The 24,422-nt window shown below is 43.1% G+C and carries 31 protein-coding genes and 1 pseudogene; 25 read left to right on the forward strand and 7 right to left on the reverse strand.

Annotation, left to right across the window (positions count from 1 at the left end; all coding sequences use genetic code 11):
• The first annotated feature begins 167 nt into the window (after positions 1-167).
• From I8752_RS22515 to I8752_RS22525, 3 genes are all read left to right on the forward strand, one after another.
• Complete coding sequence (locus I8752_RS22515; RefSeq protein ID WP_214434490.1) at positions 168-401, forward strand: YXWGXW repeat-containing protein; 234 nt, start codon at positions 168-170, stop codon at positions 399-401.
• 369 nt (positions 402-770) lie between these two features.
• Entirely contained in the window at positions 771-1,277 is a 507-nt protein-coding gene (locus tag I8752_RS22520; RefSeq protein WP_214434491.1) for a COP23 domain-containing protein, read from the forward strand.
• A gap of 362 nt (positions 1,278-1,639) precedes the next feature.
• Positions 1,640-2,170: a pentapeptide repeat-containing protein gene (locus I8752_RS22525; RefSeq protein WP_214434492.1), complete on the forward strand. Its 531-nt coding sequence runs from the start codon at positions 1,640-1,642 to the stop codon at positions 2,168-2,170.
• Positions 2,171-2,304: 134 nt separating this feature from the next.
• Here the strand turns inward: I8752_RS22525 and I8752_RS22530 are convergent, their stop codons facing one another.
• Positions 2,305-2,829: a DUF937 domain-containing protein gene (locus tag I8752_RS22530; protein WP_214434493.1), complete on the reverse strand. Its 525-nt coding sequence runs from the start codon at positions 2,827-2,829 to the stop codon at positions 2,305-2,307.
• A 327-nt stretch (positions 2,830-3,156) separates the two neighbouring features.
• On the opposite strand from I8752_RS22530, the gene I8752_RS22535 reads away from it, so the two are divergent.
• The 3 genes from I8752_RS22535 to I8752_RS22545 all read left to right on the forward strand — a co-directional run bounded on the left by I8752_RS22535 (position 3,157) and on the right by I8752_RS22545 (position 6,111).
• Positions 3,157-4,722: a YcjF family protein gene (locus I8752_RS22535; protein WP_214434494.1), complete on the forward strand. Its 1,566-nt coding sequence runs from the start codon at positions 3,157-3,159 to the stop codon at positions 4,720-4,722.
• A gap of 31 nt (positions 4,723-4,753) precedes the next feature.
• Positions 4,754-5,389 carry a Uma2 family endonuclease gene (locus I8752_RS22540; RefSeq protein ID WP_214434495.1) on the forward strand — a complete coding sequence of 212 codons (636 nt, stop codon included), beginning with the start codon at positions 4,754-4,756 and terminating at the stop codon, positions 5,387-5,389.
• A 98-nt stretch (positions 5,390-5,487) separates the two neighbouring features.
• The gene (locus I8752_RS22545; protein WP_214434496.1) at positions 5,488-6,111 is read left to right on the forward strand and encodes a hypothetical protein; all 624 of its coding nucleotides are present in this window, start codon (positions 5,488-5,490) and stop codon (positions 6,109-6,111) included.
• Between the two features lie 66 nt (positions 6,112-6,177).
• Here I8752_RS22545 and I8752_RS22550 read toward each other — a convergent pair whose 3' ends face one another.
• Positions 6,178-7,158, reverse strand: coding sequence for a magnesium transporter CorA family protein (locus I8752_RS22550; RefSeq protein WP_214434497.1), 981 nt, complete (start codon positions 7,156-7,158; stop codon positions 6,178-6,180).
• Positions 7,159-7,558: 400 nt separating this feature from the next.
• Between I8752_RS22550 and I8752_RS22555 the strand changes: the two genes are divergently transcribed.
• Positions 7,559-9,895, forward strand: a complete 2,337-nt coding sequence (locus tag I8752_RS22555; protein WP_214434498.1) for a cation:proton antiporter domain-containing protein — start codon at positions 7,559-7,561, stop codon at positions 9,893-9,895.
• Positions 9,896-9,944: 49 nt separating this feature from the next.
• Here I8752_RS22555 and I8752_RS22560 read toward each other — a convergent pair whose 3' ends face one another.
• Positions 9,945-10,163 carry an Hfq-related RNA-binding protein gene (locus I8752_RS22560; protein WP_214434499.1) on the reverse strand — a complete coding sequence of 73 codons (219 nt, stop codon included), beginning with the start codon at positions 10,161-10,163 and terminating at the stop codon, positions 9,945-9,947.
• Between the two features lie 188 nt (positions 10,164-10,351).
• Between I8752_RS22560 and dapF the strand changes: the two genes are divergently transcribed.
• Positions 10,352-11,191, forward strand: coding sequence for a diaminopimelate epimerase (gene dapF / locus I8752_RS22565; RefSeq protein WP_214434500.1), 840 nt, complete (start codon positions 10,352-10,354; stop codon positions 11,189-11,191).
• Here the strand turns inward: dapF and I8752_RS22570 are convergent.
• The 3 genes from I8752_RS22570 to I8752_RS22580 form a co-directional block, all read right to left on the reverse strand.
• A complete protein-coding gene (locus tag I8752_RS22570; RefSeq protein WP_214434501.1) occupies positions 11,175-11,843 on the reverse strand; it encodes a DNA-3-methyladenine glycosylase family protein in 669 nt (222 codons plus the stop codon). The two genes, dapF and I8752_RS22570, sit on opposite strands and share 17 nt — an antisense overlap.
• Positions 11,844-12,157: 314 nt before the next feature.
• Positions 12,158-13,024 (reverse strand): DUF2382 domain-containing protein, encoded by an 867-nt coding sequence (locus I8752_RS22575; protein ID WP_214434502.1) that lies wholly within the window; start codon positions 13,022-13,024, stop codon positions 12,158-12,160.
• 92 nt (positions 13,025-13,116) lie between these two features.
• Positions 13,117-14,046 carry a DMT family transporter gene (locus I8752_RS22580; protein ID WP_214434517.1) on the reverse strand — a complete coding sequence of 310 codons (930 nt, stop codon included), beginning with the start codon at positions 14,044-14,046 and terminating at the stop codon, positions 13,117-13,119.
• 227 nt (positions 14,047-14,273) lie between these two features.
• Between I8752_RS22580 and I8752_RS22585 the strand changes: the two genes are divergently transcribed.
• A complete protein-coding gene (locus tag I8752_RS22585) occupies positions 14,274-14,615 on the forward strand; it encodes a hypothetical protein (protein ID WP_214434503.1) in 342 nt (113 codons plus the stop codon).
• A 481-nt stretch (positions 14,616-15,096) separates the two neighbouring features.
• Here I8752_RS22585 and I8752_RS22590 read toward each other — a convergent pair whose 3' ends face one another.
• Complete coding sequence (locus I8752_RS22590) at positions 15,097-15,432, reverse strand: hypothetical protein (protein WP_214434504.1); 336 nt, start codon at positions 15,430-15,432, stop codon at positions 15,097-15,099.
• Positions 15,433-15,815: 383 nt separating this feature from the next.
• On the opposite strand from I8752_RS22590, the gene I8752_RS22595 reads away from it, so the two are divergent.
• The 16 genes and pseudogenes from I8752_RS22595 to I8752_RS22660 all read left to right on the forward strand — a co-directional run.
• Positions 15,816-16,175, forward strand: a complete 360-nt coding sequence (locus I8752_RS22595) for a hypothetical protein (protein ID WP_214434505.1) — start codon at positions 15,816-15,818, stop codon at positions 16,173-16,175.
• 46 nt (positions 16,176-16,221) lie between these two features.
• Positions 16,222-16,437: a hypothetical protein gene (locus I8752_RS22600; RefSeq protein WP_214434506.1), complete on the forward strand. Its 216-nt coding sequence runs from the start codon at positions 16,222-16,224 to the stop codon at positions 16,435-16,437.
• The gene (locus I8752_RS22605; RefSeq protein WP_214434507.1) at positions 16,434-16,637 is read left to right on the forward strand and encodes a hypothetical protein; all 204 of its coding nucleotides are present in this window, start codon (positions 16,434-16,436) and stop codon (positions 16,635-16,637) included. The genes I8752_RS22600 and I8752_RS22605 overlap by 4 nt, the downstream gene beginning before the upstream one ends.
• Positions 16,627-16,836: a hypothetical protein gene (locus tag I8752_RS22610; protein WP_214434508.1), complete on the forward strand. Its 210-nt coding sequence runs from the start codon at positions 16,627-16,629 to the stop codon at positions 16,834-16,836. Before I8752_RS22605 ends, I8752_RS22610 begins: the two co-directional genes overlap by 11 nt.
• Positions 16,829-17,002: a hypothetical protein gene (locus tag I8752_RS22615; protein ID WP_214434509.1), complete on the forward strand. Its 174-nt coding sequence runs from the start codon at positions 16,829-16,831 to the stop codon at positions 17,000-17,002. Before I8752_RS22610 ends, I8752_RS22615 begins: the two co-directional genes overlap by 8 nt.
• Positions 16,999-17,121, forward strand: coding sequence for a hypothetical protein (locus I8752_RS38135; RefSeq protein ID WP_263985876.1), 123 nt, complete (start codon positions 16,999-17,001; stop codon positions 17,119-17,121). The genes I8752_RS22615 and I8752_RS38135 overlap by 4 nt, the downstream gene beginning before the upstream one ends.
• Positions 17,111-18,328: a hypothetical protein gene (locus I8752_RS22620; RefSeq protein WP_214434510.1), complete on the forward strand. Its 1,218-nt coding sequence runs from the start codon at positions 17,111-17,113 to the stop codon at positions 18,326-18,328. Before I8752_RS38135 ends, I8752_RS22620 begins: the two co-directional genes overlap by 11 nt.
• Positions 18,329-18,331: 3 nt before the next feature.
• Entirely contained in the window at positions 18,332-18,541 is a 210-nt protein-coding gene (locus I8752_RS22625; RefSeq protein WP_214434511.1) for a hypothetical protein, read from the forward strand.
• A complete protein-coding gene (locus tag I8752_RS38140; protein ID WP_263985879.1) occupies positions 18,541-18,663 on the forward strand; it encodes a hypothetical protein in 123 nt (40 codons plus the stop codon). Before I8752_RS22625 ends, I8752_RS38140 begins: the two co-directional genes overlap by 1 nt.
• A 234-nt stretch (positions 18,664-18,897) precedes the next feature.
• Positions 18,898-19,413 (forward strand): annotated as a pseudogene (locus I8752_RS22630) (IS110 family transposase); the annotation flags it as partial.
• Between the two features lie 145 nt (positions 19,414-19,558).
• Entirely contained in the window at positions 19,559-19,792 is a 234-nt protein-coding gene (locus I8752_RS22635; RefSeq protein WP_214434512.1) for a hypothetical protein, read from the forward strand.
• A complete protein-coding gene (locus I8752_RS22640; RefSeq protein ID WP_225895842.1) occupies positions 19,764-20,093 on the forward strand; it encodes an MDR/zinc-dependent alcohol dehydrogenase-like family protein in 330 nt (109 codons plus the stop codon). The genes I8752_RS22635 and I8752_RS22640 overlap by 29 nt, the downstream gene beginning before the upstream one ends.
• Positions 20,094-20,758: 665 nt before the next feature.
• On the forward strand, positions 20,759-22,126 hold the full coding sequence (locus I8752_RS22645) for an NAD-dependent succinate-semialdehyde dehydrogenase (RefSeq protein WP_214434513.1): 1,368 nt from the start codon (positions 20,759-20,761) through the stop codon (positions 22,124-22,126).
• An 81-nt stretch (positions 22,127-22,207) separates the two neighbouring features.
• Positions 22,208-23,851, forward strand: coding sequence for an acetolactate synthase large subunit (locus I8752_RS22650; protein WP_214434514.1), 1,644 nt, complete (start codon positions 22,208-22,210; stop codon positions 23,849-23,851).
• A gap of 83 nt (positions 23,852-23,934) precedes the next feature.
• Positions 23,935-24,174, forward strand: a complete 240-nt coding sequence (locus I8752_RS22655) for a hypothetical protein (protein WP_214434515.1) — start codon at positions 23,935-23,937, stop codon at positions 24,172-24,174.
• Between the two features lie 84 nt (positions 24,175-24,258).
• Positions 24,259-24,422 (forward strand): DUF4277 domain-containing protein (locus I8752_RS22660; protein WP_214434518.1); only part of this gene is annotated, 164 nt, incomplete at its 3' end.

Here is a 24,422-nt window from a genome sequence, read left to right on the forward strand (position 1 = left end):
CCATTTAGCATATTTCCTTGTCACCTTTCCTAAGTCTCCTGTCCGATATTACTTAAGTCATAATTAAGTACTTACTTTTATCACTAGTATCTAACTGTTTGAATTTCTAAACTTATAAACGTAAGACATACAAATCATTTACACAATTCACAACAGGAGATTTAGTGATGAATATCAAACAAATACTAGTTAGTACTGCGCTTCTTTTACCATTTACTCTTACTTCTATACCTTCACAAGCATCAGCACTAGAAGTTATTGTTAATTCTCACGCTCACAATACCACTGTTTCAAAGATAGCAAGAAAACCACCAGTGAAAAAGAAAGTTTTGATTCCTGGACATTGGGAGAAAACAAATCATGGTCGCAAGTGGGTTCCTGCTCATTACGTATATAGATAAAAACGTTTATAAACCTAAGTAATTGGCTAAGGTACTTCTAAATAAATATCCTATCGCTATTGAGGCTATGAAAGTTGGAGGAGAGCAAAAGGCAAAAGAATCATGATTTTGTCAGCTTTTCGTCTATTTCAAATGAGTGGCTTATTTGGGGACTGATAAATAAAAAACATTCCAAATTTTCTTGTGGGATGGGTGTCCTCACCTGTCCCATCAAGATATCTAACGAACGCCACAACGTGGATAATTTATTTCTTGAAAATGCCTTAAACAATGTTGCACTAGAACTTTTTATCATCTCCCTACTTTTAGTAGGGAGACTATGAAATGAGCAGACAAAAAACCTTTTACTCAAGATTTGTAGAGTTATTTATGAAATTAGCACGATTGACAAATGTTTTGGTTGCGGGTGTTGTCGCCCTCGGCGCGACTGCAAGTATCAATCAACCTAGTCAAGCTCAAGGTGGGCGAGGTTTTTATTGTGACAACTCAACAAGAAAACCCGTGACAGTGTACCAAAATGAGAAAGGTGTGACTGAGCCTTGGATTCGCTGGACTTCCAATTACTTCCAAAACTCTGGCTACGACCCACTGACGCGTTGTCAAGAGGTGAGCGGACGCTTGGAAACCTACCGCCGCAACAAACAGTTGAGATATGTTACGACAGGCCATATGAACGGACAAAATGTGATTTGCACTGCTAACCAGTTAAATGGACAGTGTAATGAGTTGATATTGACCCTGAAACCAAATGAAAATCCTGTGCGGACATTAACCAATCTCTTCGCTTGGCGCTCAGGAGCTGCGCCCTCTACAAGTGGAAGAAATAAAACACCTTACATCGATGTCAGAGGACATTTAGGAATTCGTAAAGAGTAAATTATTCAGATAAATTGAAGACTTTTCAAAATATTGCTTGAAACTCTCTTTCTATTTCGATTTCTCTAATCTTTTGGGATGAGGCGAGTGCGTGACACTTAGTCAACGCACCCGACTTTATTCAATTTGGCAAGTGGACTCACCAAGACTGCGCTGCTTCACCTAGTTGCAATATGTTGTATCTGAATCTTCAAATCCCTAAATATCTTTCTTAGGTATGAAATAAATTCATCACCTCAGGTAGTAGCTCAAAAATTTTCAGCTAGCTATCCTAGATAAAGTACTTTTATTTAGTCACTACAATAATCCTCTGTTACAAAGATTAGATATTTCTCAATCAACGTTCCTTACATAGCGACGATATGAAAGCAGATGAACTCCTGAAAAACTATGCCGCAGGCGTAAGAGACTTTACTGCTGTCAACTTGAGCGAAGCAAACTTGAAAGAAGCCAATATCAGTGGGGCAATTTTAAATAAAGCTATCTTAGATGGAGCTAATCTCAGTCATGCTAATCTATCGCACACTAGCTTGCTTGAGGCCGACTTGAACGGAGCTAATTTGAGCAATGCAAACTTGACTGGTAGTAACTTAGCTGGAGCTATTTTGGATGGAGCCATTTTAGATGGTGCAATTTTAGATGGAGCTAATTTGACCCAAGCTGATTTGACTGTCGCCAAGCTAATTGAAGCTAACCTGAGCGAAGCGGAGTTGCACGAAGCGAAATTGAATGCGGCAAATTTAGATAAAGCAGACCTCAGTGGTGCAGACTTAACTGTAGCTGACTTGACTCAGGCCAATCTTACCCGCGCAGATTTAAACGCTGCTAATTTGAACGGCGCAAATCTAGAGGGAGCCAATTTAGAAGGAACTATTTTGGATGGGAATGTTTGAGGACGCGGAGACTTGGAGACGCGGAGACTTGGAGACGCGGAGACGCGGGGATGCGGGGACGCGGGGATGCGGGGAAAGAACTTTCCCTCTCCCTACTCCCCACTCCCTACTCCCTACTCCCCACTCCCTGCTCCCTACCTTCTCATATACTGACTAGCCAACTGGATAGCATCAGCAATATCGACATCGCCATCCCTGTCTGCATCCAAGAAGGAATTAAGGATAGGATTCCCGCCAGCTTGAGGATTGTGTGCGTTTGCGCCAGATTGCAAGAAATTCAGCACTACAGGCACTGCTAAAGGCAGTAATTGTTGGATAGTACCAGCATCTAAGCCAGTGCGCTGGGATGCAACTTCAGCTACTTGCTGCTGTATCGCCGGAGAAAAGAGGGAGTTAACAGCTTGAGGGTTGTCAGAAGTGCCACTATATTGATTGACTAAAGCTTGGGCTTCTTCATTACCGCTTGTAGCTTGCTTCTCTTGCAAAGAAGAACGCACATAGTTCCCCACAATACCCAATACAGATTGTATTGTTGAGGGATCTGCCCCAGTGCGATCGCTCAATTGATTCACAGCGTTGATAATACTGCCAATTTGACCCAAGCTGCCTTGCTGATTGGGATTGCTGACAGCACCAAGAATTTGATCGAAAAGTCCCATAAGTTTGTTTTGTTTCTATATTTTTCTCTTTCCCAAGACTGATTTGCCAAATCCTCAAACTTCAAGTCTCAGGCTAGACAAACCAAGCCTGCCTTGGGATGTACTTTCTGTGATGCACTAAATTTGCAAGGATCGCAACTTCCCTAGGATCTATACTTCTTACTTTCTACTCTGATAAAAAAGATTGAAACTATTAATATTAAAAGCATCTGCCTTGAAAGTGCTGAGCGCTGAGTGCTGAGTAAAAATACTAGTACCCAGTACCCAGTACCCAGTCCCTTTTTCATTGGGACTGCCTACTGAATACCCACTAAATTTTTGCCACCCATGCCTCTGTCCCGCATTGTCACGCTGATTGTTGGTCTAATCGTCATTTTGGGGCTAGCCCTGTGGCTGATTGATTCTCTATCGCGCCTCTACTGGCAGTTGTCTTATTCTCCGTTGCTAGGCAATTTGCTGTTGTTGCTGCTGGTTGTGTTGATAGGGGCCTTAGTTGCAGCTTTTATTTATTACGTACTGGTAATGCAGGCTGGAGAGAAACGTTCTCGCCGCAGTCGCCCCCGTGTAACTCCAGCGCAAATACCAGCTGCCAAATCTGATGCGGCTTCTTCTACACTACAAGCTGTACGACAACAAGTAGCGCAAATTCAAGATGAAGTAGCACGGCAAGCTTTACTCAGTCGATCGCGGGAAATTGAAGTTAATCTAGCGCGTGGTGAAATTCAAGTGGTAGTATTTGGCACGGGAAGTGCTGGCAAAACTTCCCTAGTCAATGCAATTATGGGACGCATGGTGGGTCAAGTGGATGCACCAATGGGTACAACCCAAGTCGGCGAAACCTATTGTATGCGGCTCAAAGGATTAGAACGCAAGATTTTAATTACAGATACGCCAGGGATTTTAGAAGCAGGGGTAGCAGGAACGGAACGAGAACAGTTAGCAAGAGAACTAGCCACCTCAGCAGATTTACTATTATTTGTGGTAGATAATGATCTGCGGCGTTCGGAATACGAGCCACTGCGCGGCTTGGCAGAAATTGGCAAGCGATCGCTGCTAATCCTCAATAAAACTGATTTATACACCGATGAAGATAAAGAAGCGATTTTAGCACGATTGCGCCAACGAGTACGGGGATTTATTGCGACTAATGATGTAGTGGCGATCGCGGCTAATCCCCAATCTGCACAATTAGAAACTGGTGAAATCTTCCAGCCAGAAGCGGATATTGTACCTTTGCTGCGGCGGATGGCAGCGATTTTAAGGGCTGAGGGTGAAGATTTGGTAGCAGATAATATTCTTTTGCAATCGCTGCGACTGGGAGAAGAAGCGCGAAAACTCATCGATAGCCAGCGTCGCCGTCAAGCCGACAAAATCGTGGAACGGTTTCAATGGATTGGCGCAGGTGTTGTATCAGTCACACCGCTACCATTTGTCGATTTATTGGCAACTGCTGCTGTCAATGCTCAAATGGTCGTAGAAATTGGCAGAGTCTACGGCTGTGAACTGAACATGGAACGGGGACGAGAGTTAGCCCTTTCCTTAGCCAAAACCATCGCCAGTCTGGGTATAGTCAAGGGAGCGATTGAATTACTTTCTACTGCTTTGCAAACGAATCCTGCCACTTTTATTGTCGGTAGGGCAATTCAGGGCGTAACGGCAGCTTATTTAACGCGGATTGCTGGTAAAAGTTTTATTGAGTATTTTCGTCACGACCAAGATTGGGGTGATGGTGGAATGACTGAGGTAGTGCAGCGACAGTTTCAAATTAATCGCAGAGATGAATTTATTAAAGCTTTTGTACAAGAAGCGATCGCACGGGTGGTGAAGCCTTTAACGGATAAATCTGAGGTAATTGAACGCGATGAAGAAGTCCAAAGTGAAGATGTTAGGTAAATAGATATCTCTATAAATTATTAAGTTGATTATGGCTCAAATTCAAACAGCAACAAAATTAGTAACATTTGAGGAATTTATTCAATGGTATCCAGAAAATTCTCCAGTACGTTACGAACTACATAATGGGGCAATTATTGAGATGACACCACCTAGCGGTAAGCATGAAGAAATCAAAGGGTTTTTAAATAATAAACTAGTCATTGAATACAGTCGATTAAACCTTCCTTACTTCATACCCAATCAAGCAATAGTAAAAGCTCCTGAAGGTGAATCTGGTTATTTACCAGATGTTTTAATCTTGAATCGCCACAGTTTAGCTTCAGAACCTCTTTGGACAAAATCCTCTACTGTTACTCAAGGTAGTTCAATTGCTTTGGTGATTGAAGTTGTTAGCCAAAATTGGCGCGATGATTACTACAAAAAGCTTGCTGACTATGAGGAAATGGGTATCCCTGAATATTGGATCGCCGATTACGCCGCATTAGGTGCTAGAAAGTTCATTGGCGATCCGAAACTTCCTACCTTCTCAATTTATCAATTAGTAGATGGGGAGTATCAAGTTAGTCAGTTTCGAGGCAACGACTACATCATATCCCCAACTTTTCCCGATTTGAAAATAACAGTTAATCAAATTTTTCAAGCTGGGGAAGTTGTTCGAGACTAACTAGATAATTTTATATTGATTTGCGATCGCGAGGTGATTATGCTATTAACAAATAAATCAGTAAAAACCCCAGATATATAGTCTTTTCTCCTGCCAAGATGAGCAAATACAAAATATTAAAATCCGACCAAAGCTATACTTTCAGCCAATATTTTCAACTAACTAATCCCACAGCAGAAATCATAGGTGAATTTGAATATAACTATGAACGTACAAGTTTGAATTTGCCTAAATATTTTGATGAAATTAAATATTTGGAGTTTTTGCAAGGATATTTACAACGTAATATCCGACTTTTTAATCCTGTAGCAGAAATATCAATTAGAGAATTTCTAATTGCTCCTATCCTGACTGAAATATGCGACCAAACAAAGGCTCAACTATATAGCGAGTATCCCCTGAATGTAGATAACAAGCTTAAAGGTACTTTAGATTATTACTTGCATAAATATAATTCTCTATTAATAATTGAAGCCAAGCAATCAGATATTAGAAGGGGATTTACACAGCTATCAGTAGAATTAATAGCTCTGGATAAATCTTTAGAAAATCAATCGCTGATTTTATATGGGGCAGTTACTAATGGCGATGATTGGAAATTTGGTACACTTCATAGAGAACAGAAACTAGTTACAGAAGATATTAAACTTTATCGCGTTCCTGAAGGTTTAGAAGATTTAGTACGAGTACTGGTAGGTATCCTTTCAATATCAACATCTTAAGCGATTATTACCGCGATCGAGGGCATCGCTCAATAAAATATGCATGGCTTGTAATCCCCATAGATGCTACAACCAACGTTGCCGTTTAGCATACACAATACTACCAATTACAATTAATAGCATCACGCCCATAACAGTAGGATAAGCCCAAGGTTGATCTAATTCTGGCATGTATTTAAAGTTCATACCATAGACACCAGCAATGAAAGTGATTGGTAAAAATACCGTCGATAGGATAGTCAAGCGATTAATTCGTTCGCTGGTTTTGCTCGCAATGTTATCCCGTTGAATTTCCATTAATTCTGACATCCAAACTCTCAAACCTTGATATTCTTGCCAGAGATTATCAACGTGGTGAACTAATTCTTGACTAAATAGTTCTTTCACTGGTTGAGTAATCCATTGACAATCTTCATGGTTCATAATTACCAGAAGTGATTTGATGTTTTGAAAATTACGTCGTCCGACACGAGTAGACTGTCTCATCGTGGCAATTTTTTGGTAAGTTGATTCATCGCCAGAATTATCTAAAACTTCATCTTCTAAATCATCAAGTTGTAAAGAGATATAGTCAAATACACTATGATAATTATTCAAAATTTCTTTGGAGATGAGATATAAAAGATAGTCTACTCCGCAATTGTTAATATCTATAGTTTGCTTTTGAAGATTGTTAGTTAGTACACTTAAAATTTTTAACTCAGTAATTTCAAACGTAATAATAAAATTACTGCCAACCACAATACTGCCGCGCGCTACTTCATAATCACGATTTTTTATTTGATGAATTAAAATTTCATAGTTGTCAAACAAACAATCTTCTATATCTTCATCTATTCCTATAGAAGAATGGTTAAATATCATGTCAACGCGAGATGGATTGAGTCCAAAATGCTGAATAATTTTAGCCGTTCCCGTGCGATCGCGAAAGTGAGTACAGCGCAACCAAATATTTTGAGAACCATCAATCCTTTTAAGTACCGCATCGACATCCCAACTGGTAAATAATTCCAGGTGATTCTGAGAAAATGTCAGGAGACTTAGCATATAGTAACCCTAATTGAGTCGTGAGAAAACCCGGAGACTCATGTTGAGCGGTAATTTATTTGACTCCTAAGAGGATGTTTGAAAATTTTGGGCAAATATAATTCGCTACTACACAGGCAAAGTCCGCCTACGCGGACTAATGAAAAATTAAAGGTTTTAACCCACGAAGGTGGGTTTTGTTTGTGTAGCCGCGACTTCTAGTCACTAGTCGCCAAGGCAAGTAATAAATTAGACTTTTCAAACAACCTCTTAAATACCTGCCTTTGAAAGGCAGGGGCAAAGGAGGAGATACGGGTCTTTATTGTGTGTCGCACTTTGCGTATTCTTAGTCAAAATAGCATGAGATAGATAAAACTTTGTATCCTAAATTAATAGGTTTTAATAGTTCTTTTCAAAACTTGTGCAGGAAGATTTTAGGCTAATTGTTGATTTAGTATTAGTTCTCGCCGTCGCAGCCTGTGGTGGTCTTTTGGCATCGCTTTTACGACAACCCGCACTATTGGGGTATCTGCTCGGCGGAATGATTGTCGGGCCAGCTGGACTGGGACTGATTAAAGAATTGATTCAAGTGGAAACTCTGGCACAGTTCGGGGTTGCCTTTTTGTTGTTTGCTTTGGGTGTGGAATTTTCCTTTACGGAACTCAAGAAAGTAAAAGCGATCGCTCTGGGAGGAGGCGGACTCCAGATTGCCTTGACGATCGCGGTTACAGTTTTAGTTTGCGGGATAACAGGAGCTTGGGGAGCCTTACCTGCCAAGGGCGTATTTTTGGGGTCAATTTTATCTTTGTCTTCCACAGCAGTTGTCCTGAAATGCTTGATGGAGCGTAACGAAACAGAAACGCCCCACGGACAAGTAATGCTGGGCATTCTGGTGGTGCAGGATTTGGCTTTGGGACTGATGCTAGCAGTATTACCCGCTCTCAACGAACCGGGGGAAGCCATCGGCATAGCAGTGCTGACAGCTTTGGCGCGGATTGGATTATTTGCTGCTGGAGCTGTGGCGGCGGGGCTTTGGCTAGTACCGCCTTTATTGCGATTGCTAGCCCGCACCGAAAGCCGAGAACTATTTTTACTAGGTGTGGTGGCATTGTGTTTGGGTATTGCCCTGCTGACAGAGTATTTGGGACTTTCAATTGAGATGGGGGCATTTGTCGCCGGCTTAATGATTTCGGAGGTGGAATACGCCGACCAAACCCTAAGTTATGTAGAACCGCTGCGAGATATTTTTGCCAGCTTGTTCTTTGCCGCCATTGGTATGTTAATCGATCCAGTATTTTTGTGGAAAAACCTGGAATTGATTTTAGAACTAGTGGCGATCGTTTTCATCGGTAAGTTTTTAATTATTACGCCCCTAGTTAAGCTGTTCCGCTACCCTTTAAAAACAGCTTTAATTGCTGGGTTGGGACTGGCTCAAATTGGGGAATTTTCCTTTGTTCTCGCCAGTGAAGGGCAAGCTCTAGGGTTGGTATCCCGACAGATATATTTACTAATTTTGGGAACTACAGCAGTCACTTTGATACTTACCCCTTTTGTACTGCGGTTAGTACCATTTTTATTTAACTTTGCCGAATCAATGCCTTGGTTGAAACCGTATTTACAAGAAGAGCAACCGCGCGATATCTCCGATGATTTACCTTTAAAAGACCATGTGGTAGTTTGTGGCTATGGGCGAGTCGGCAAGAATTTAGTGAAATTATTACAGCAACACGACTTGCCTGTAGTGGTTATCGACCAATCAGAAAGTCGAATTCAGAAATTAAGAGAGACGGGAGTGCCTTATGTTTACGGCAATTGTGTGAGTTTCCACGTTCTGGAAACCGCTGGAGTCAGCCATGCTAAGGGAATGGCGATCGCTCTTTCAGACCCGATGAGTTCCCGTCTTTGTCTGAAACGCGCTTTGGAAGTGTGCCCAGAATTAGATTTGGTTGTACGCGCCACCCAAGATAAAAATATTGAAGTGCTTTACCAACTAGGAGCAAGGGAAGTAGTACAGCCAGAGTTTGAAGCCAGTATAGAAATGGCTACTTATTTATTAAATTGTTTGGGCTTTTCACCACTGGTAGTACAACAAGAAATGCAGCAAATCCGTAACGGTCATTATTTAGATTTGCGCCCAGAACGTTCTGCCTCGGAGGTTTCCTACGATTTAAGACAAGCCACGCGCGATTTAAATCGCCGTTGGTATGCCCTACCGTCTAGCTCTCCTTTAATTGGCATGAGCCTAGAAGAAGCGGATATGCGCTACTTAACAGGGGTAAGTTTGATGGCAATCCGCCGCACTAACGGCGATGAAATCGATTATCCTGACGCTCAAACTAAATTACAAGAAGGCGATCGCCTGTTGGTGGTGGGAGGAACTGAGGAAGTCGCAGCTTTAGAAGAATTGGCGAAAGGACAGGTGGCAGTTCCCGGAGAAAATAGCGCTTGTCAGTGGACTACAGTCAATGCTGATTCTTTAGCTTTGGGTCAAACTCTGATAGATTTGGAAATCCACGATAAATCTACTGTGAAAGTACAGGCGATCCGGCGAGATGGCAAATTTATCCGCTCTCCTGAAAGCAACATCGACTTGCGAGATGGCGACCAAGTATTACTATGCGGTAGCTTGCCGAGTTTAAATCAACTACAGCCTTTGTTTGCCTCAGTTAGCAAAGTGCCTTTATCTATCCCCAAGGTGAAACCTGGAGAGTCACAAGCACTCAAAGAGTTTCTGCCTGTGGATAAATTGCGGGAGTAGTCAGTGGTCAGTAGCAACTAACAACTGACAACTAACAACTGACAACTGACTAATTTTTCGGCTTGATGTAGGCGATCGCTTGCTTCCAAATCGTCGTTTGCTGGCTGTTTTCATCTGTAATACACACGCATTGTGGGTCTTGCCATAAGACCCTACCCACCAACAAATCGCCCGTTACCAGTTTGAACTCTACTACTGGTGTTTGTTTAATCAGATTTTGTAGTTGTCGAATGCTAGGTAGTGAGGTATCAAATTCAGTTGTATGCATTTTTGGTAATGTTTTAATAAGCGACTGGGGACTGGGGACTGGGGACTAACAGAGCAGGGGGAGCAGGGGAGCAGGGGAAGCAGGGGGAGAAAAATTCCAAATACCACTGACCACTGACCACTGACTCATCCCTAATTACCAATACCCAATCCCTAATACCTAATCATTGATAATTCATCATTGAAAAAATGGCAATCGAATTTACTAAGTATCACGGTCTGGGAAATGACTTTATATTAATTGACAATCGCTCATCATCATTACCCGTACTGACTCCAGAGCAAGCAGTCAAGTTGTGCGATCGCCACTTTGGTATCGGTGCTGATGGTGTGATTTTTGCCCTACCTGGAGAAAATGGCACTGACTATACTATGCGGATTTTTAATTCCGATGGTTCGGAACCGGAAATGTGCGGCAATGGCATTCGCTGTTTAGCTGGGTTTTTGGCAGATTTAGAAGGTGAATCCCGAAATAAAGACCTATATCGCATTCATACCCTGGCTGGTACGATCGCACCCCAACTCATGCCCGACGGTCAAGTGAAGGTGGATATGGGCTTACCCAGGCTTCTCGCGAGGGAAATTCCTACAACCATTGCACCCGCTGAAGAAAAAGTTATTAAGCAGCCGCTAGAACTAGCAGAGCGAATTTGGAATATTACCTGTGTGAGTATGGGTAATCCACATTGCATTACCTTTGTAGAAGATGTGGCAGCAATTCCCTTAGAAACTATAGGCCCCCAGTTCGAGCATCACCCAGTATTTCCTCAACGAATAAATACCGAATTTATTCAAGTAGTGAGCCGAGATTACCTGAAAATGAGGGTTTGGGAACGAGGCGCTGGAATTACATTAGCTTGCGGAACTGGTGCTTGTGCTTCTTTGGTGGCGGGTGTATTAACAGACAAATGCGATCGCACCGCAACTGTAGAACTCCCTGGCGGGCCTTTGCAAATAGAGTGGTCAGAAATAGACCAGCGAGTTTACATGACTGGCCCGGCCGAGCGGGTATTCACTGGTAAACTGTAACTGACTTTCCATTGGCATTACTCAGGTAGTAATGCCATAAAAGTCTAGCAGCGACTGCACGCCACGGTCGCCAGTTTTCCGCGATCGCTTCCAATTGTACTGGTGTTGGACGTGTTGTCAATCCTTTGAGCTTTTGGGTAGCGATCGCTAATCCTAAATCTCCTTTGGGAAAAACATCAGGGTGTTGTAGCGCCACTAGCAAGTAAATATCAACCGTCCAGTCTCCAATACCTTTGAGTTGTTTGAGTTCAGTTCTAATTGTCGTTTCGTCCATTTTTTCTAGCTGAGTTAAATCAAGCTGACCGCTCGTTATAGCTTCTGCTAGCCCACGACAATATAAAGTCTTTTGCCGACTAAATCCAATCGTTTTCAATTGAGTATCATCTAATGTCAAAAAATTTTCTGGTGTCAGCGGTACAACAAGCGCACACAGACGATTAAATACAGCCCTTGCAGCTGCTAAGGAAACTTGCTGTTCTAAGATAATGCGGAGTAGTGTGGGAAAACCCGCTTCTCTTTCCCACATTGGAGGATTTCCCAGCGTCTCTACAATGCGACCTAGATCGCTGTCAATATTGGCAAGCACTATTAAACCACGAGCAATACTTTCTTTCGTCAGCAATTCTAGTTCAACTGTTTCTTTTAATATCATCTTTATCAAATCTCAACTTCGGTTAAAGCCCTTGCTACAAACCTGCATTTATTTACACTAACCGATAAAAGTCAGATGCATAGATATAACTCTTGTGGTGTGGGCTGGAAAGCCTGCGCGTGAGGGGCTAGAAGCCTATCCTACAAGAAAGCCATAATGCATACTTTAGCCTTGCCATGCCAGAACAAAAAATTGAGGATTGGTAAAGAACGGAAAAATTAATGTCAAAAATTACCCCGCACTTGACAAGCTAAGTGCGGGGATATATCGCTAGCAGAATACTTCACAAAGTATTCTTCTTGGTTTGATATCACTCAGCTTCTTCGATCGCCTAATTGCTCGTCGTTTTTATGAATGTCTAATTCCTCACGGCGAACGGTATCTTGGGCTTCAACTGTATCTTGTTCAACTACTTTCTTAATTTTTACTTCCTCACGCAAAACAGCTTCTTTACGAATTTCAGGAGTTTCTTCGTAAATTTCCATGCGGGTAACGTCTCCTTCACGGAAATCTGCTTCAGCAGGCGATACAGTTCTAGCACCTTGTTCGGGAGTAGTGCGTTCAATAATTACACGTTCTTTTTCAACTGGTACAGCAACTTTTGCCGTTTCTGTTTCAACGTGCTTACCAACAGATACCTCTCCTGTTTTCACACGGGATTTATTAGCAACTAAACGTTCTTCGTATAGTTTCAGGTTTTGATGATCCCGCTCGTTTGTATTGTAAAGATTTGGTTCGCGATTGTAGTTATATGTATTGCGATCGCCAGAGGCTGGGGGAGTATCTACAGGTGTCGATGTCTCTAAAGGCGCTTGTGTGACTGGAGTACGATAAACTCCACCCACCCGTTCTTCATAATCGTAATTAATCTGTTCCAAATCCTTAAAATCTGGTAAATGTTCGACTTGCTCTTTGGTTAACCCAGTAGCATACACGCGCCGATTAGGATAGTCTATTCTAGAACGCCCAATTGGTAACAATACTTGTCTACCAAAAAACCAAAAACCTGTATCAACAACTAAATAGCGAACGCGACTTGAATCATCCACTAAGATATCTTTGACAGTTCCAACTTTATCGTTATCAATGTCTGAATAGACATCAAAATTCCTAGCGTCATAGTTCTTCAAATCTGCATCGCCATGGTTGGTAGCAAGGTCTTCCAATTTATATAAAGCCATATTATTTTTGCTCCAACATCTATACTTAACAATTTTAAAAATATAAATTATTACTCCTTCTTCCTCAAGAAGGATATCGTATTAACGCTGGATTATTTGAAGTAAAACAACACTCCAATGCCTGCGATCGCTACAATTGCACCTGCCATCGCTCTCGAACTTACTTTTTCGCCTATGTAGATAGCAATGGGAATTACAAATAACGGGCTAGTCTGTATCAGTGTTGAGGCAATTCCCGCAGGCGTGAATTTAATTGCTGTCTGTTGTAGCCAAATTCCTAAGTATGTTCCACAAAAAGCAGCGAAGCAACTCGCGAGAATTACTCGTTGCGATCGCCAGTAAGGATCTGAGAATGTCCGATGTCTGTGTTGGGAAAACCATAGTAAGACTAGAATAATCAATGCGCCTGCAATCAAGCGCAATAAAGCAGCCCATAACGGAGAAATATCAGAAGCCGTAAATGCTACACGAGAGATAACTATTCCTGTAGCATTGGTAATTGCTGCTAACAAACCACAGCCGATTCCTCGCCATAGGTGCGTTGTGGAACTATTACTCGTATCGGGAACTCTTTCTGTAACTACCCAAGCGACTCCTAAAATAGTCAGCAAAATGCCGCACCAAGCGCTGAAATTTAGCCGTTCCTGAAGCAAGATTGTAGCTGCGATCGCAGTCATTGGAGGAGCGAGGGTTCCTATGAGTAAAACGCGACGCGCCCCCAAATAATTGATGGCAGCCAGGAAAGCTGTATCGCCCAAGCCGATACCCACAGCACCGCTGAGTAAGAGTAAAGACAAAGGCAGGGGTGCAAAAGTTGGAAGGAATTCGCCAGTAATTAGGATTGTGAATAAAAGCAGAATGATGGCAACTATCGCTTTAATCAAATTGAGATGTAGTGGCGGAATACGCTGCCCTACAATCCCATAAACTACCGAAGCCACAGCCCACAAACAGGCGGCAGATAAAGCCGCTACTTCACCTTTTCCATCTGTAAATGTAAAACTTAAAAAATTATTAAAAATAAAATTAGCCTCAGAATTTATGCTTGAAACTTACTAATAATACATCAATTAGTTGAATGAAAATTAGCACTCTAAGCTGGCAAGTGCTAATTTCTAAACAAAGTTTAATTCCGATGACATAGGGGGGAATTATACTTTTATCAGATGACAGGCGGATATTTTTTCTGACATAATTTTTCTATAAATCTAAATTTTTGTACAACTAATTACCATTTAGGAGGGCTTAAATGAAATACACTTTTGATATTGTAGGGGTGTCTCCAATTTGGCAATTCTTTAATAACCAACAGCAAAAGCCAAATAACCAAGGCGTAGAATATCTAGGAACCCAAAAATGTACGCTTGATGCATTGATAGAAACTGTAGAACCAGTACCCATAAAGTGGGGTTGGAATTCCGAGCAAGTGATAGAAACAGTAGTTCAGTTTTGGTTAAACAACGCAGATAATATTCGCTATTGGAAAGCACGTTTAAATGATGCTGGTCGAGAGAATATACTCGTGGCGAGAGTGGCAGATATTGCAGCATTACAAGCTGAATTTGAAACTTTATTAGGTAAGAACTGGTAAGCAGGCGATAAAAATTAACTTTGATGATGGCGATCGCTCGTTCAATCTTGACAATATGGCGATCGCTATCAAAATTGTTATAATTCCAGCGTCTGCTCTATTTGCTCGGTGGTAAGGATGCGGTAAATGTTAACATTGACTATGGGTAACTATAGTTTTTACGATCCACAGTTTTGATTTTTAAGTTAAATTGCCGACCAAAAACTGCTAATTAACTTACGCGGAAGTATTTTAAATCTCCCCTAGCAGTTCCGGCTAGTTTGTAAGTGTTGACTGCTGTTAGCGAATCATCATTATCACGATCGTGATTTTCTGTTAGCGAATCATCTCCACCAAAATATGATTCGCTAACACGGTTAACCGGATACTTTTTATACTCGCCGTGTGTTTTCTCCCAGTCATCCCATGCCTGTTGGTAATCCTGTAAGTTGTCTGCGATCGCATGAATAAAACCGTCCTCATCTTGTAAAGGAGGACGGTTTTATGAATCTTCTGTTTTTTGTTGAAACTCCTTAGATAGCTCTACTAATTCGTGTAGTTGAGTTTTTAGCTCGGCTGTTCGATTCTCAGAATCCTGAATTAACTCTATTGTTTTAACGATCAGCCGATCAAGGATTCCCCCAACATTTGTTTGTCCACATTGGTTAGTGAAATCTCCCCGCGACCGATCATCTCTATCAATTGAGAGCGACTCACCCCCATTTTCTGAGCTTGTTTGTCTAGACCCTCCACTCCTGTCTCCGTCAGCCCTAGGCTGTACTGTTTCTTGGTTTCTCCGTGCTCTCTGTGCTTGGACTTTGGCATTTTTGGTAATCATGGTGAATTTCTTATATAAGATTAGCAAGATTTTGTATAAGATTTATTGTATAAGATGCTAGGATAAACACATATCTTACATAAGATATGTGCTCCCGAACACCTAGACCTCGTGTTCCACCAAAAGGAGCAAGCACCCGCGCCTTGACCTTGCGCGGACACACCCTTGATGTACCTGATGCTGACTAAAACCGAGAATAACGGAAGTTTAACTAAATATCAAAACGCTCAAACCATTGACATACAAGCTTTTCACCAAAATTACCACTACTCGATAGTGGCACTATACCCGGTGCATAGTGGCACTTAAGCCCCACTATGCCCACAGTTAAACCGAACTATGCACAGACTTAAGTCCGTGCATCATACCCTTATGCAACCACTATGAATGCACTAGAAGCCACTTCTAATGGCACTCAAACCCCACTAAACACCGACAAGAAGTCCTCAAAAGACAAAGAAAAGCAAAAACGGCACTTGGCAAAGATGGCAAGTGCCGTTTCTGCCGCAGACATGAATTCTGTTGAATATTCGGGACTAGCAGATCGCACAGCTGTGGAATGGACATCTTTGAAAAATTACGAGATGTTCAGCCTTAGCCCCGATGGGTCATTCCCAATGATGAAAGTCAGCTGTAGCAAAGCCGTTCGGCTTGCCGACCGCGAAGTAATGATGGTCGGTTCCGGGCGCTGCTTTCGAGTTTCTTTGTCCAATCATCCAAACCAAAATCAAAACAAGCCCTAGTTCCCGCTGAAGGCTTGTTTTGAACTCAACACAATCAAAATTTACCATGACTGAAGATAGATCGCTAACACCCAAAGAACAAAAAGTAGTTGACGAATTCGAGAAAGCTTGTCCGGGTATGGGTGAAATAGCTGAACGCAACATCCGCGATAATCAGTCCACAGGCTGGGCTGACATCATTGCAGATACCCCAGACGACCATCTCGTAGCCAAGGAGGGATTTTCTAGTAACTCCTTCATTTACAAGAGGATCGGCGGATGAAAACACTCGCTCAACTAATAACTAATACCCAATCCCTGATTGAGGAAATCATCCAGCATCCTGACTATCAAAAGCTTTTGGAGAATGACTATACCCCAGATGTAACCATTGGGGACGCGAAAACAGCACTGATTAACTTGGCTTGGGAGGTCGAACCACCAGCCGCAACCATTGAACTGGAGTTAGGCAATGACTTTTAACCCAGACCTTTATCAAGCTTCACTCGAAACACTAATCGACAATGGCGTTCCCGAAAATGTTGCTAGCGCAGCCTCCGCAGTAGTGGCAAAAGATGACCCCCATCAAGAAAATCTTGGTCGCACAGAAAAAGACCAGCAAGTAGTAGATGAAGCTGTCGGGCATATGAACCGTTACTGGCAGGGACAAAGCAATGAATGAAGACCAGCCAGTAAACTCGACACTCAACATTTTGGGTAATTGCGAGACAGAAATATTAGACGCGATCGCGTCTAGTTTTGAGCCAATGACAGCACCAGATCCACCACCCCTTGCTGATACCATTTACAACTTCAACGCCATTCTTGATGCTGAGGGGGGACAATGAACCAGCTGTTAATTCTGCTGTTAACCTTGCTATCACTGACTTTCGCCATCATTGCACTGTGTAAACAATCGAGCGATCGCCCAATGTACCTAAAAATTGAGGTGCAGTATGGGAAGTGATCTAGTTGAGGTAAAGTCCCCCAGTTCCCCCACACCCGCCAGGACAACAACCGGGTTGTGGGTTGAGCTTCACTTGCCAGATGGCAATACTCTCCTCAAATACTGCGCCTGGGGAGTGGGAAGGTTATGTTTTTCTGTGTCCTTGTTCGGTGTCAACATTACCCGTAATGCTTTTAAATTGGGCATTTGGTTATGTGACGGCTTTGAAACTGGGGTCAAGCGCCTGCTCAAAGTTTATGATGCTCTCCCTTACGCCGGAACTCCCATGACCCAAGTGATTGAAGCATCAGCCGCCGTCATTGAGGAGCCACTAGAAATCATCACCAATATCATCAGTGCCATTGAAGGTAAACAGGTGATGATTATCGGGGAGATGGGAACGGGTAAATCTACCATTGCCCAATACCTCGCCTATACCGTGGGCGGTCGCGTTCGCGTCTACGAATGCGAAGGCACACCAACTGACTGGCAAGGGCTTGAGGTGATTGGCAAGGGTGAAGATTGGGGGGCTATCGAGTTGGGGATGGCTGAGGACTTGGAAGACTTGAGTAATCAACTCAAGCTGAGAACCGAACGCGGTGATGGTGCTTTGGCTGGAACCGAACGGGTAATCATTGCTGAAGAATACCCCGAACTCGTTTCAAAGGTTCTTAGTAGTGGGGAGTGGCTAGAACGTCACGCCAGGAGGGGACGCAAAGCCAAACGCTTTACAGTTCTACTGAGTCAGTATGACCGAGTTGCAGCATGGGGACTTGATGGTAAGAGCGATTTAGCCGATGCTTTCTACCGCATTCGCCTGGGTAAAAAGGCTCTAGCACATGCCAAATCGCTGAAAAATGAGCAGCTTATTAACTGGTTAAAACAAGACCAGTCTCACTGCTTACTTGATGACCAGCCTTTGAAACTTCCGCCATACCGCGAGATGAAGTCCGCAGCGCTGCGCGGTGGTTCGACCATAGTACAACCATACTATGACAATGCGATCCACCCCGAAAAAAGCGCTAAAAATGCCGTAAAAACCGCTCCAGGAGCCGATTACAGCGATTCTTTTTCTGATGAAAATCGCCTACTTTGGCGGATGATTCAGCGATTTGGGGAGGGAAAAAGCGATAGCGCGATCGTGACTGAGGTGCTGGGCTTCACTGGCAAGCGCTACGGCGAGGGGATGACACTTTTGGAGCGATTGAGAAAGGAATTTGGAGGGTAGACAATGTTGGGTAAACTTTGGGATTGGTTGACAGATACCCCTGAGAGCCGCGAACTAGATCGGCAGATCGAAGCTGCTGATATCAGGATTGCCGAGAAGCAAAAACGGCTTGAAGACTTGGAGGCAGATTGCGCTGCAAAGCGTCAGGAGGTTGAAAAGCTGAAAGAGACTGTAAATCAGTACGAGCAAGCTATTAATCGGCGTTCAAACTAATGCAAAAGCGATGGCTTCGCCAACGCCAAGGGCGAACGCGCAACCGGGGAGGAACGCGATCGCACCATATTCAAATACTTTGTCAAAAATATCACATTAATCATGTTTGGATTAAGTTTTGATGGCAGTGATGAAATTGAAGGGCTGAAAAGCTTTTTGAAGCGAATAGCTAGCAACGATGAAACAGGCAAGCTAACCCATAAAGAGGTCCGAGCCTACGCCCGGTGTATGCTGCCAATCATTTCTCACATAACTATCGGGGGTTGGAGCCTTAATAAGGAAGCTTTCTGGCTTATGGGTGATTCATAGGCTTTGACACTGGGACAACTCAAACAAACCACCCACGAGGAAAACTAATGACCAGAATTTTAGGACTTGATGTTAGCAAGTCCTCAGTTGTTGCTTGTCTTTTGACGGACAAGCCGATTCAACCACGACAATTTTATTACGAATGTCCGTTTTATCGCTTGAGTGCCAATAGTCAAGGCATCAAAGAACTTTTGGCACTCAAACCGGACATTGCAATCATGGAGCCAACAGGCAGTAATTACAGCAAGCTTTGGGGAACTCACTTGGCCCGAGCTGGTGTTGAGGTGCGGTTGGTCGGTCACAAAGAGTTAAGGAACTACCGAGCGCACCATCTGGCACTACCTGACAAAGATGATGATGCCGATTCCCTAGCACTGGCCTGTTATTACTTTGATTACCACGCTGACCCGCGTCGATTTGTGCAAATTCGCGATCGCACAATTGTCAGAATTCGGGAACTGGTACTGAGACTCGCACACCTGAACCGCGTCCAAAGTCCCATTGCTAACCGCATTCGCCAGGATTTAGCATGGCAGTTTCCAGAGGTGGCACTAGTGCGATCGCGTCTCAAAAATGAGATTGGTCAGCAATTGGGTGAGAAGCTGGTGGCAGAGAAGGAAGCAGGCCGCCCGGTCAAGTTGGTAAGAATGAAAATTGCTGCGATTGGTACGCGGCTGCTGTTTCGTGAATTAGTGAAGGCTATAACTAATGACTAATGACTATCGACCAATAACGGAACAAGAACTAAAACGCGGCTATTATTACTGCGACGTTTGCGGAAGTCAAATGCTACACGATTGGCATTCTGGGATTACAAACCAAGAATTTGAAACTTGGCCAGAAAATGCACCAATTCCCGACGATGTTTTTATGTGTTGTAAATGTGCGTCGGGGTTGGAATGGGATGAATGGGATGCGGCTAACTCGGACAACACTTACTAGAGTGAATGCAGATTTAGACTGGGCAATGTACATTAATGTGCTGTGTCCCAAAGGAAAGTTACATTTTGTGGGCACCGTGCCGAATCCAATTCAACTGAATGTGCTTCCCTTAATTTTTGGACAAAAATCTTTATCGGGTAGCCCAACTGGTAGCCCAACAACAATAGTAAAAATGCTCGACTTTGCTGCTCGTCATGGCATTGAACCTGTCACAGAGACTTTTGATTTTAGCCAAGTGAATGAAGCACTTGCTCATCTAGAAGCAGGAAAGGCTCGTTATCGAATTGTCTTAAAACATTAGTAATTAAGCACCGATTCCAATACTTTTTGGTCATGGGGAAAGGGTTTGAATTTACCTTTCCCCATACCCGAATGACATTCGGTAGACCGAAAACTTTTTCGTGAAGACAGGGTGTGGGGTGTTGGGTGTTGGGTGTTGGTGACAAAGGAGCGGATTGTTGGTGTTATTAAAGACTAATTAGGTCAATCATGGCTTTTTGATGATTATAGATTGAATTTACTCACGCTAATTAACTTTTATAGCGACTCATCAATGCAATTCTTTCCCCACACCCAACACCCAACACCCTACACCCAGCCTAAACAGAGAACTTTGTAATCTAATGAACATTAAGAAAAGCCGAAATACTTGTGGTTAAAGCCGTTTGCAATTGCTTGCGTAATTCATAAATTCAACTCTGGAAAAGTTGCTGACTAGTTTGCGTAAGGCTTGAGTCATGGCTTAATTCCTCAATTGTGCGAATTATCGCAACTTGACTGGCATTTAATTCACCAATATTAATACTTATTGCTTGGTATAGTTTAATTCAATTTAAGTTGCAAAATTGTAATATTGAGCAGCTAATTTTGAGCTGAAAGATTAAAATTTGGGTGGTGGCTTCCCTAATTGATATGTGTAACACTAGGAAGCTACTTCAAGCTACTTTTTTAACGGGAGGTCAGGTAATGGCTATCGCCACCATTAATCCCGCCACTGGGGAAACGCTCAAAACCTTTGAGCCGCTCAACGATTCAGAAATTGCCGCTAAACTGGATTTGGCAGGTCGGGCTTTTGAACAATACCGCCAGACTAATTTCCAAAAGCGATCGCATTGGCTAGAAGCAGCTGCGGAAATTTTAGAGCAAGAAAAAGCAGACTTTGCTAAATTAATGACTCTAGAAATGGGTAAGCCATTCAAGGCCGCAGTCTCAGAAGTAGAGAAATGTGCCGTTGTTTGTCGCTATTACGCCGAACACGCAGCTAATTTCCTGGCTGATGTCGCTGTCGATACTGATGCAAATCATAGTTTTGTTCGCTACCAGCCATTAGGTGCAATTCTCGCAGTTATGCCGTGGAATTTTCCTTTTTGGCAAGTGTTCCGCTTTGCTGCACCAGCACTGATGGCAGGCAATGTCGGTTTACTCAAACATGCTTCTAATGTGCCGCAGTGTGCTTTGGCAATTGAAGATATTTTTCAACGCGCAGGTTTTCCCCAAGGTGTCTTTCAAACGCTATTAATCGGTGCTGGCAAAGTTGCCGATTTAATGGCTGACGATCGGGTGAAAGCTGCCACCTTGACCGGAAGCGAACCAGCAGGCGCGTCCTTGGCCGCTGCTGCTGGCAAACAACTGAAAAAAACCGTTTTGGAATTGGGAGGAAGCGACCCATTTATCGTGTTAGCAAGCGCTGATTTAGAGGCAGCAGTTGTCACAGCTACTACAGCACGAATGTTGAATAACGGGCAATCTTGTATAGCAGCGAAACGCTTTATTGTAGCAGAAGCGATCGCCGATAAATTTGAAAAATTGCTACTCGAAAAATTCGAGGCGCTAAAAGTTGGCGATCCGATGGAAGCAGACACCGACCTCGGCCCGTTGGCAACTCCCGGTATCCTCGAAGATTTAGACCAACAAGTGCAAACCGCCGTTAAAAGTGGGGGTAAAGTCCTCACGGGCGGACAACCTTTAGCAAATCGTTCTGGAAACTTTTATCCGCCAACCATTATCATAGATATCCCTCCTGATACACCAATTGCTCAAGAAGAATTTTTTGGCCCAGTGGCTTTATTATTCCGCGTTCCCGATCTCGATGCTGCTATTAAACTTGCTAATGCTACACCCTTTGGCTTAGGTGCAAGTGCCTGGACAACCAACGACCAAGAACGCGATCGCTTAGTCGAAGAAATCGAAGCTGGTGCTGTATTTATCAACGGCATGGTTAAATCCGACCCCCGCTTACCCTTTGGCGGCATCAAGCGTTCTGGCTATGGCAGAGAATTGAGTATTCAGGGTATACATGAATTTGTCAATGTTAAGACTGTGTGGGTTAAGTGATTTGGATTTTGTCAGTTGTTAGTTGTTTTTCTCTTAACCACTGACTACTGACCACTGACTTGTCGCTAGTAAGGAAATCAAATGAATACAGCTGAATTGTTGGTGCAGTGCCTAGAAAATGAAGGGGTGCAATATGTTTTTGGACTCCCTGGCGAAGAAAATCTGCACGTTTTAGAAGCACTTAAACATTCTTCCATAAAATTTATTACTACTCGTCACGAACAGGGTGCAGCCTTCATGGCGGATGTCTACGGTCGTCTGACAGGAAAAGCCGGAGTTTGTCTTTCTACTCTTGGGCCTGGGGCGACAAACTTGATGACTGGGGTAGCAGATGCTAACCTCGATGGTGCGCCTTTGGTGGCGATTACCGGTCAAGTGGGAACAGATAGAATGCACATCGAATCCCATCAATATTTGGATTTGGTGGCAATGTTTGCACCCGTAACCAAGTGGAATAAACAGATTGTCCGGCCGAGTATTACACCAGAAGTTGTGCGAAAAGCATTTAAGCGATCGCAAAGCGAAAAACCTGGGGCAGTTCACATCGATCTACCAGAAAATATTGCTGCCATGCCTGTATCTGGCAACCCTTTGCGTAAGGATAATATTGAAAAAACCTATGCATCTTTTGCTAGCATTCGGGCCGCCGCCGCTGCAATTTCTCAAGCAGTTAACCCGTTAATCTTAGTCGGAAATGGGGCAATTCGCGCTCAAGCAAGTGATGCTGTAACGCAATTCGCCACCCAGATGAATATTCCTGTTGTCAATACTTTTATGGGTAAAGGAGTAATTCCTTACACTCATCATTTAGCTTTATGGGCAGTAGGATTACAGCAAAGAGATTTTATTACCTGTGGCTTTGACAATACAGATTTAGTAATTGCTATTGGCTACGATTTAATAGAGTTTTCCCCCAAAAAATGGAATCCTGATGGCAAAATTCCAATCGTACATATTGGATTAAATGCGGCGGAAATTGATAGTAGTTATATACCTCACGCAGAAGTAGTAGGAGATATTACCGATTCTCTCTATGAAATCTTAAAATTGGCAGACCGTCAGGGGAAACCTAATCCTTTTGCTATCAGTTTACGAGGAAATATTCGTGCAGATTACGAACAGTATGCCCACGATGAAGGTTTCCCTATTAAGCCGCAAAAATTAATTTATGACTTACGGCAAGTGATGGGTCCAGATGATATTGCGATCTCTGATGTAGGCGCACATAAAATGTGGATGGCCCGTCATTACCACTGTCATAGTCCTAATACTTGCATTATTTCTAATGGTTTTGCAGCAATGGGTATTGCCATTCCTGGTGCTTTAGCCGCAAAACTCGTTCATCCCACCCGCAAAGTCGTAGCGGTGACTGGTGATGGCGGTTTTATGATGAACTGCCAGGAATTAGAAACTGCTTTACGTGTTGGAACTCCGTTTGTCACCATTATTTTTAATGATGGTGGCTATGGGTTAATTGAGTGGAAGCAAGAAAATCATTTTGGTAAAGGCAATTCATCATTTGTACATTTTGGCAATCCAGATTTTGTCAAATTAGCAGAAAGCATGGGTTTAAAAGGTTATCGAGTTGAATCTACACTTGATTTGATACCCACACTTAAAGAAGCCCTTGCTCAAGATGTGCCTGCCGTCATTGATTGTCCAGTAGACTATCGAGAGAACAGCCGCTTTACCCAAAAAGCCGGCGAGTTGAGTTGTGCGCTTTAACTTTTAAAAGGCTGGAAGAGGAAGACGCGGTGAGGAAGTCGGAGTCTTGGTGAGTCCACTTGCCGTCTTGGCGCTTTGCGTCGATGGCAAAGTGGCGAACCCGAAGGGCGGTTCCCGTCGAGTCCGAACTTCCGAACCCGGAGGGGGACGCGGGGATGCGGGAACGCAAAGAAAAAACTCGCCGTGTCTCCCCCATCTTCCCCAGCCCCTTTATTTCACATTTTTTAGAATCAAGCCTTGAGGTGAAGGTAGGGCGATCGCTACCTAGCCGGAGAGCGAAAAATTCTTTCAAAAACCACAAAGTAAGAAACGTCTTGACTTAATTTCTTACTTTGAGCCTAGATTCCGCAGGTGCGCTCGTAAATGCTGTATTTTTGAAAATGAGCTAAATGCTGCATTTTAGAAGCATGACAGCATCACCATTAGATATTAGGGTACAGGATATTGACCACTGCGGCATAGTCGCAGGCATCTGTGATGAGATGAATCTAGTAGAACAAATTAATCGGCTATTGGGAACTCACGCTCAAGAAATTATCAGTGCAGGTCAAGTTCTAGAACCCAAGGAAAT

This window comes from Dendronalium phyllosphericum CENA369 (assembly GCF_016056275.1).
GTDB lineage: Bacteria > Cyanobacteriota > Cyanobacteriia > Cyanobacteriales > Nostocaceae > Dendronalium > Dendronalium phyllosphericum.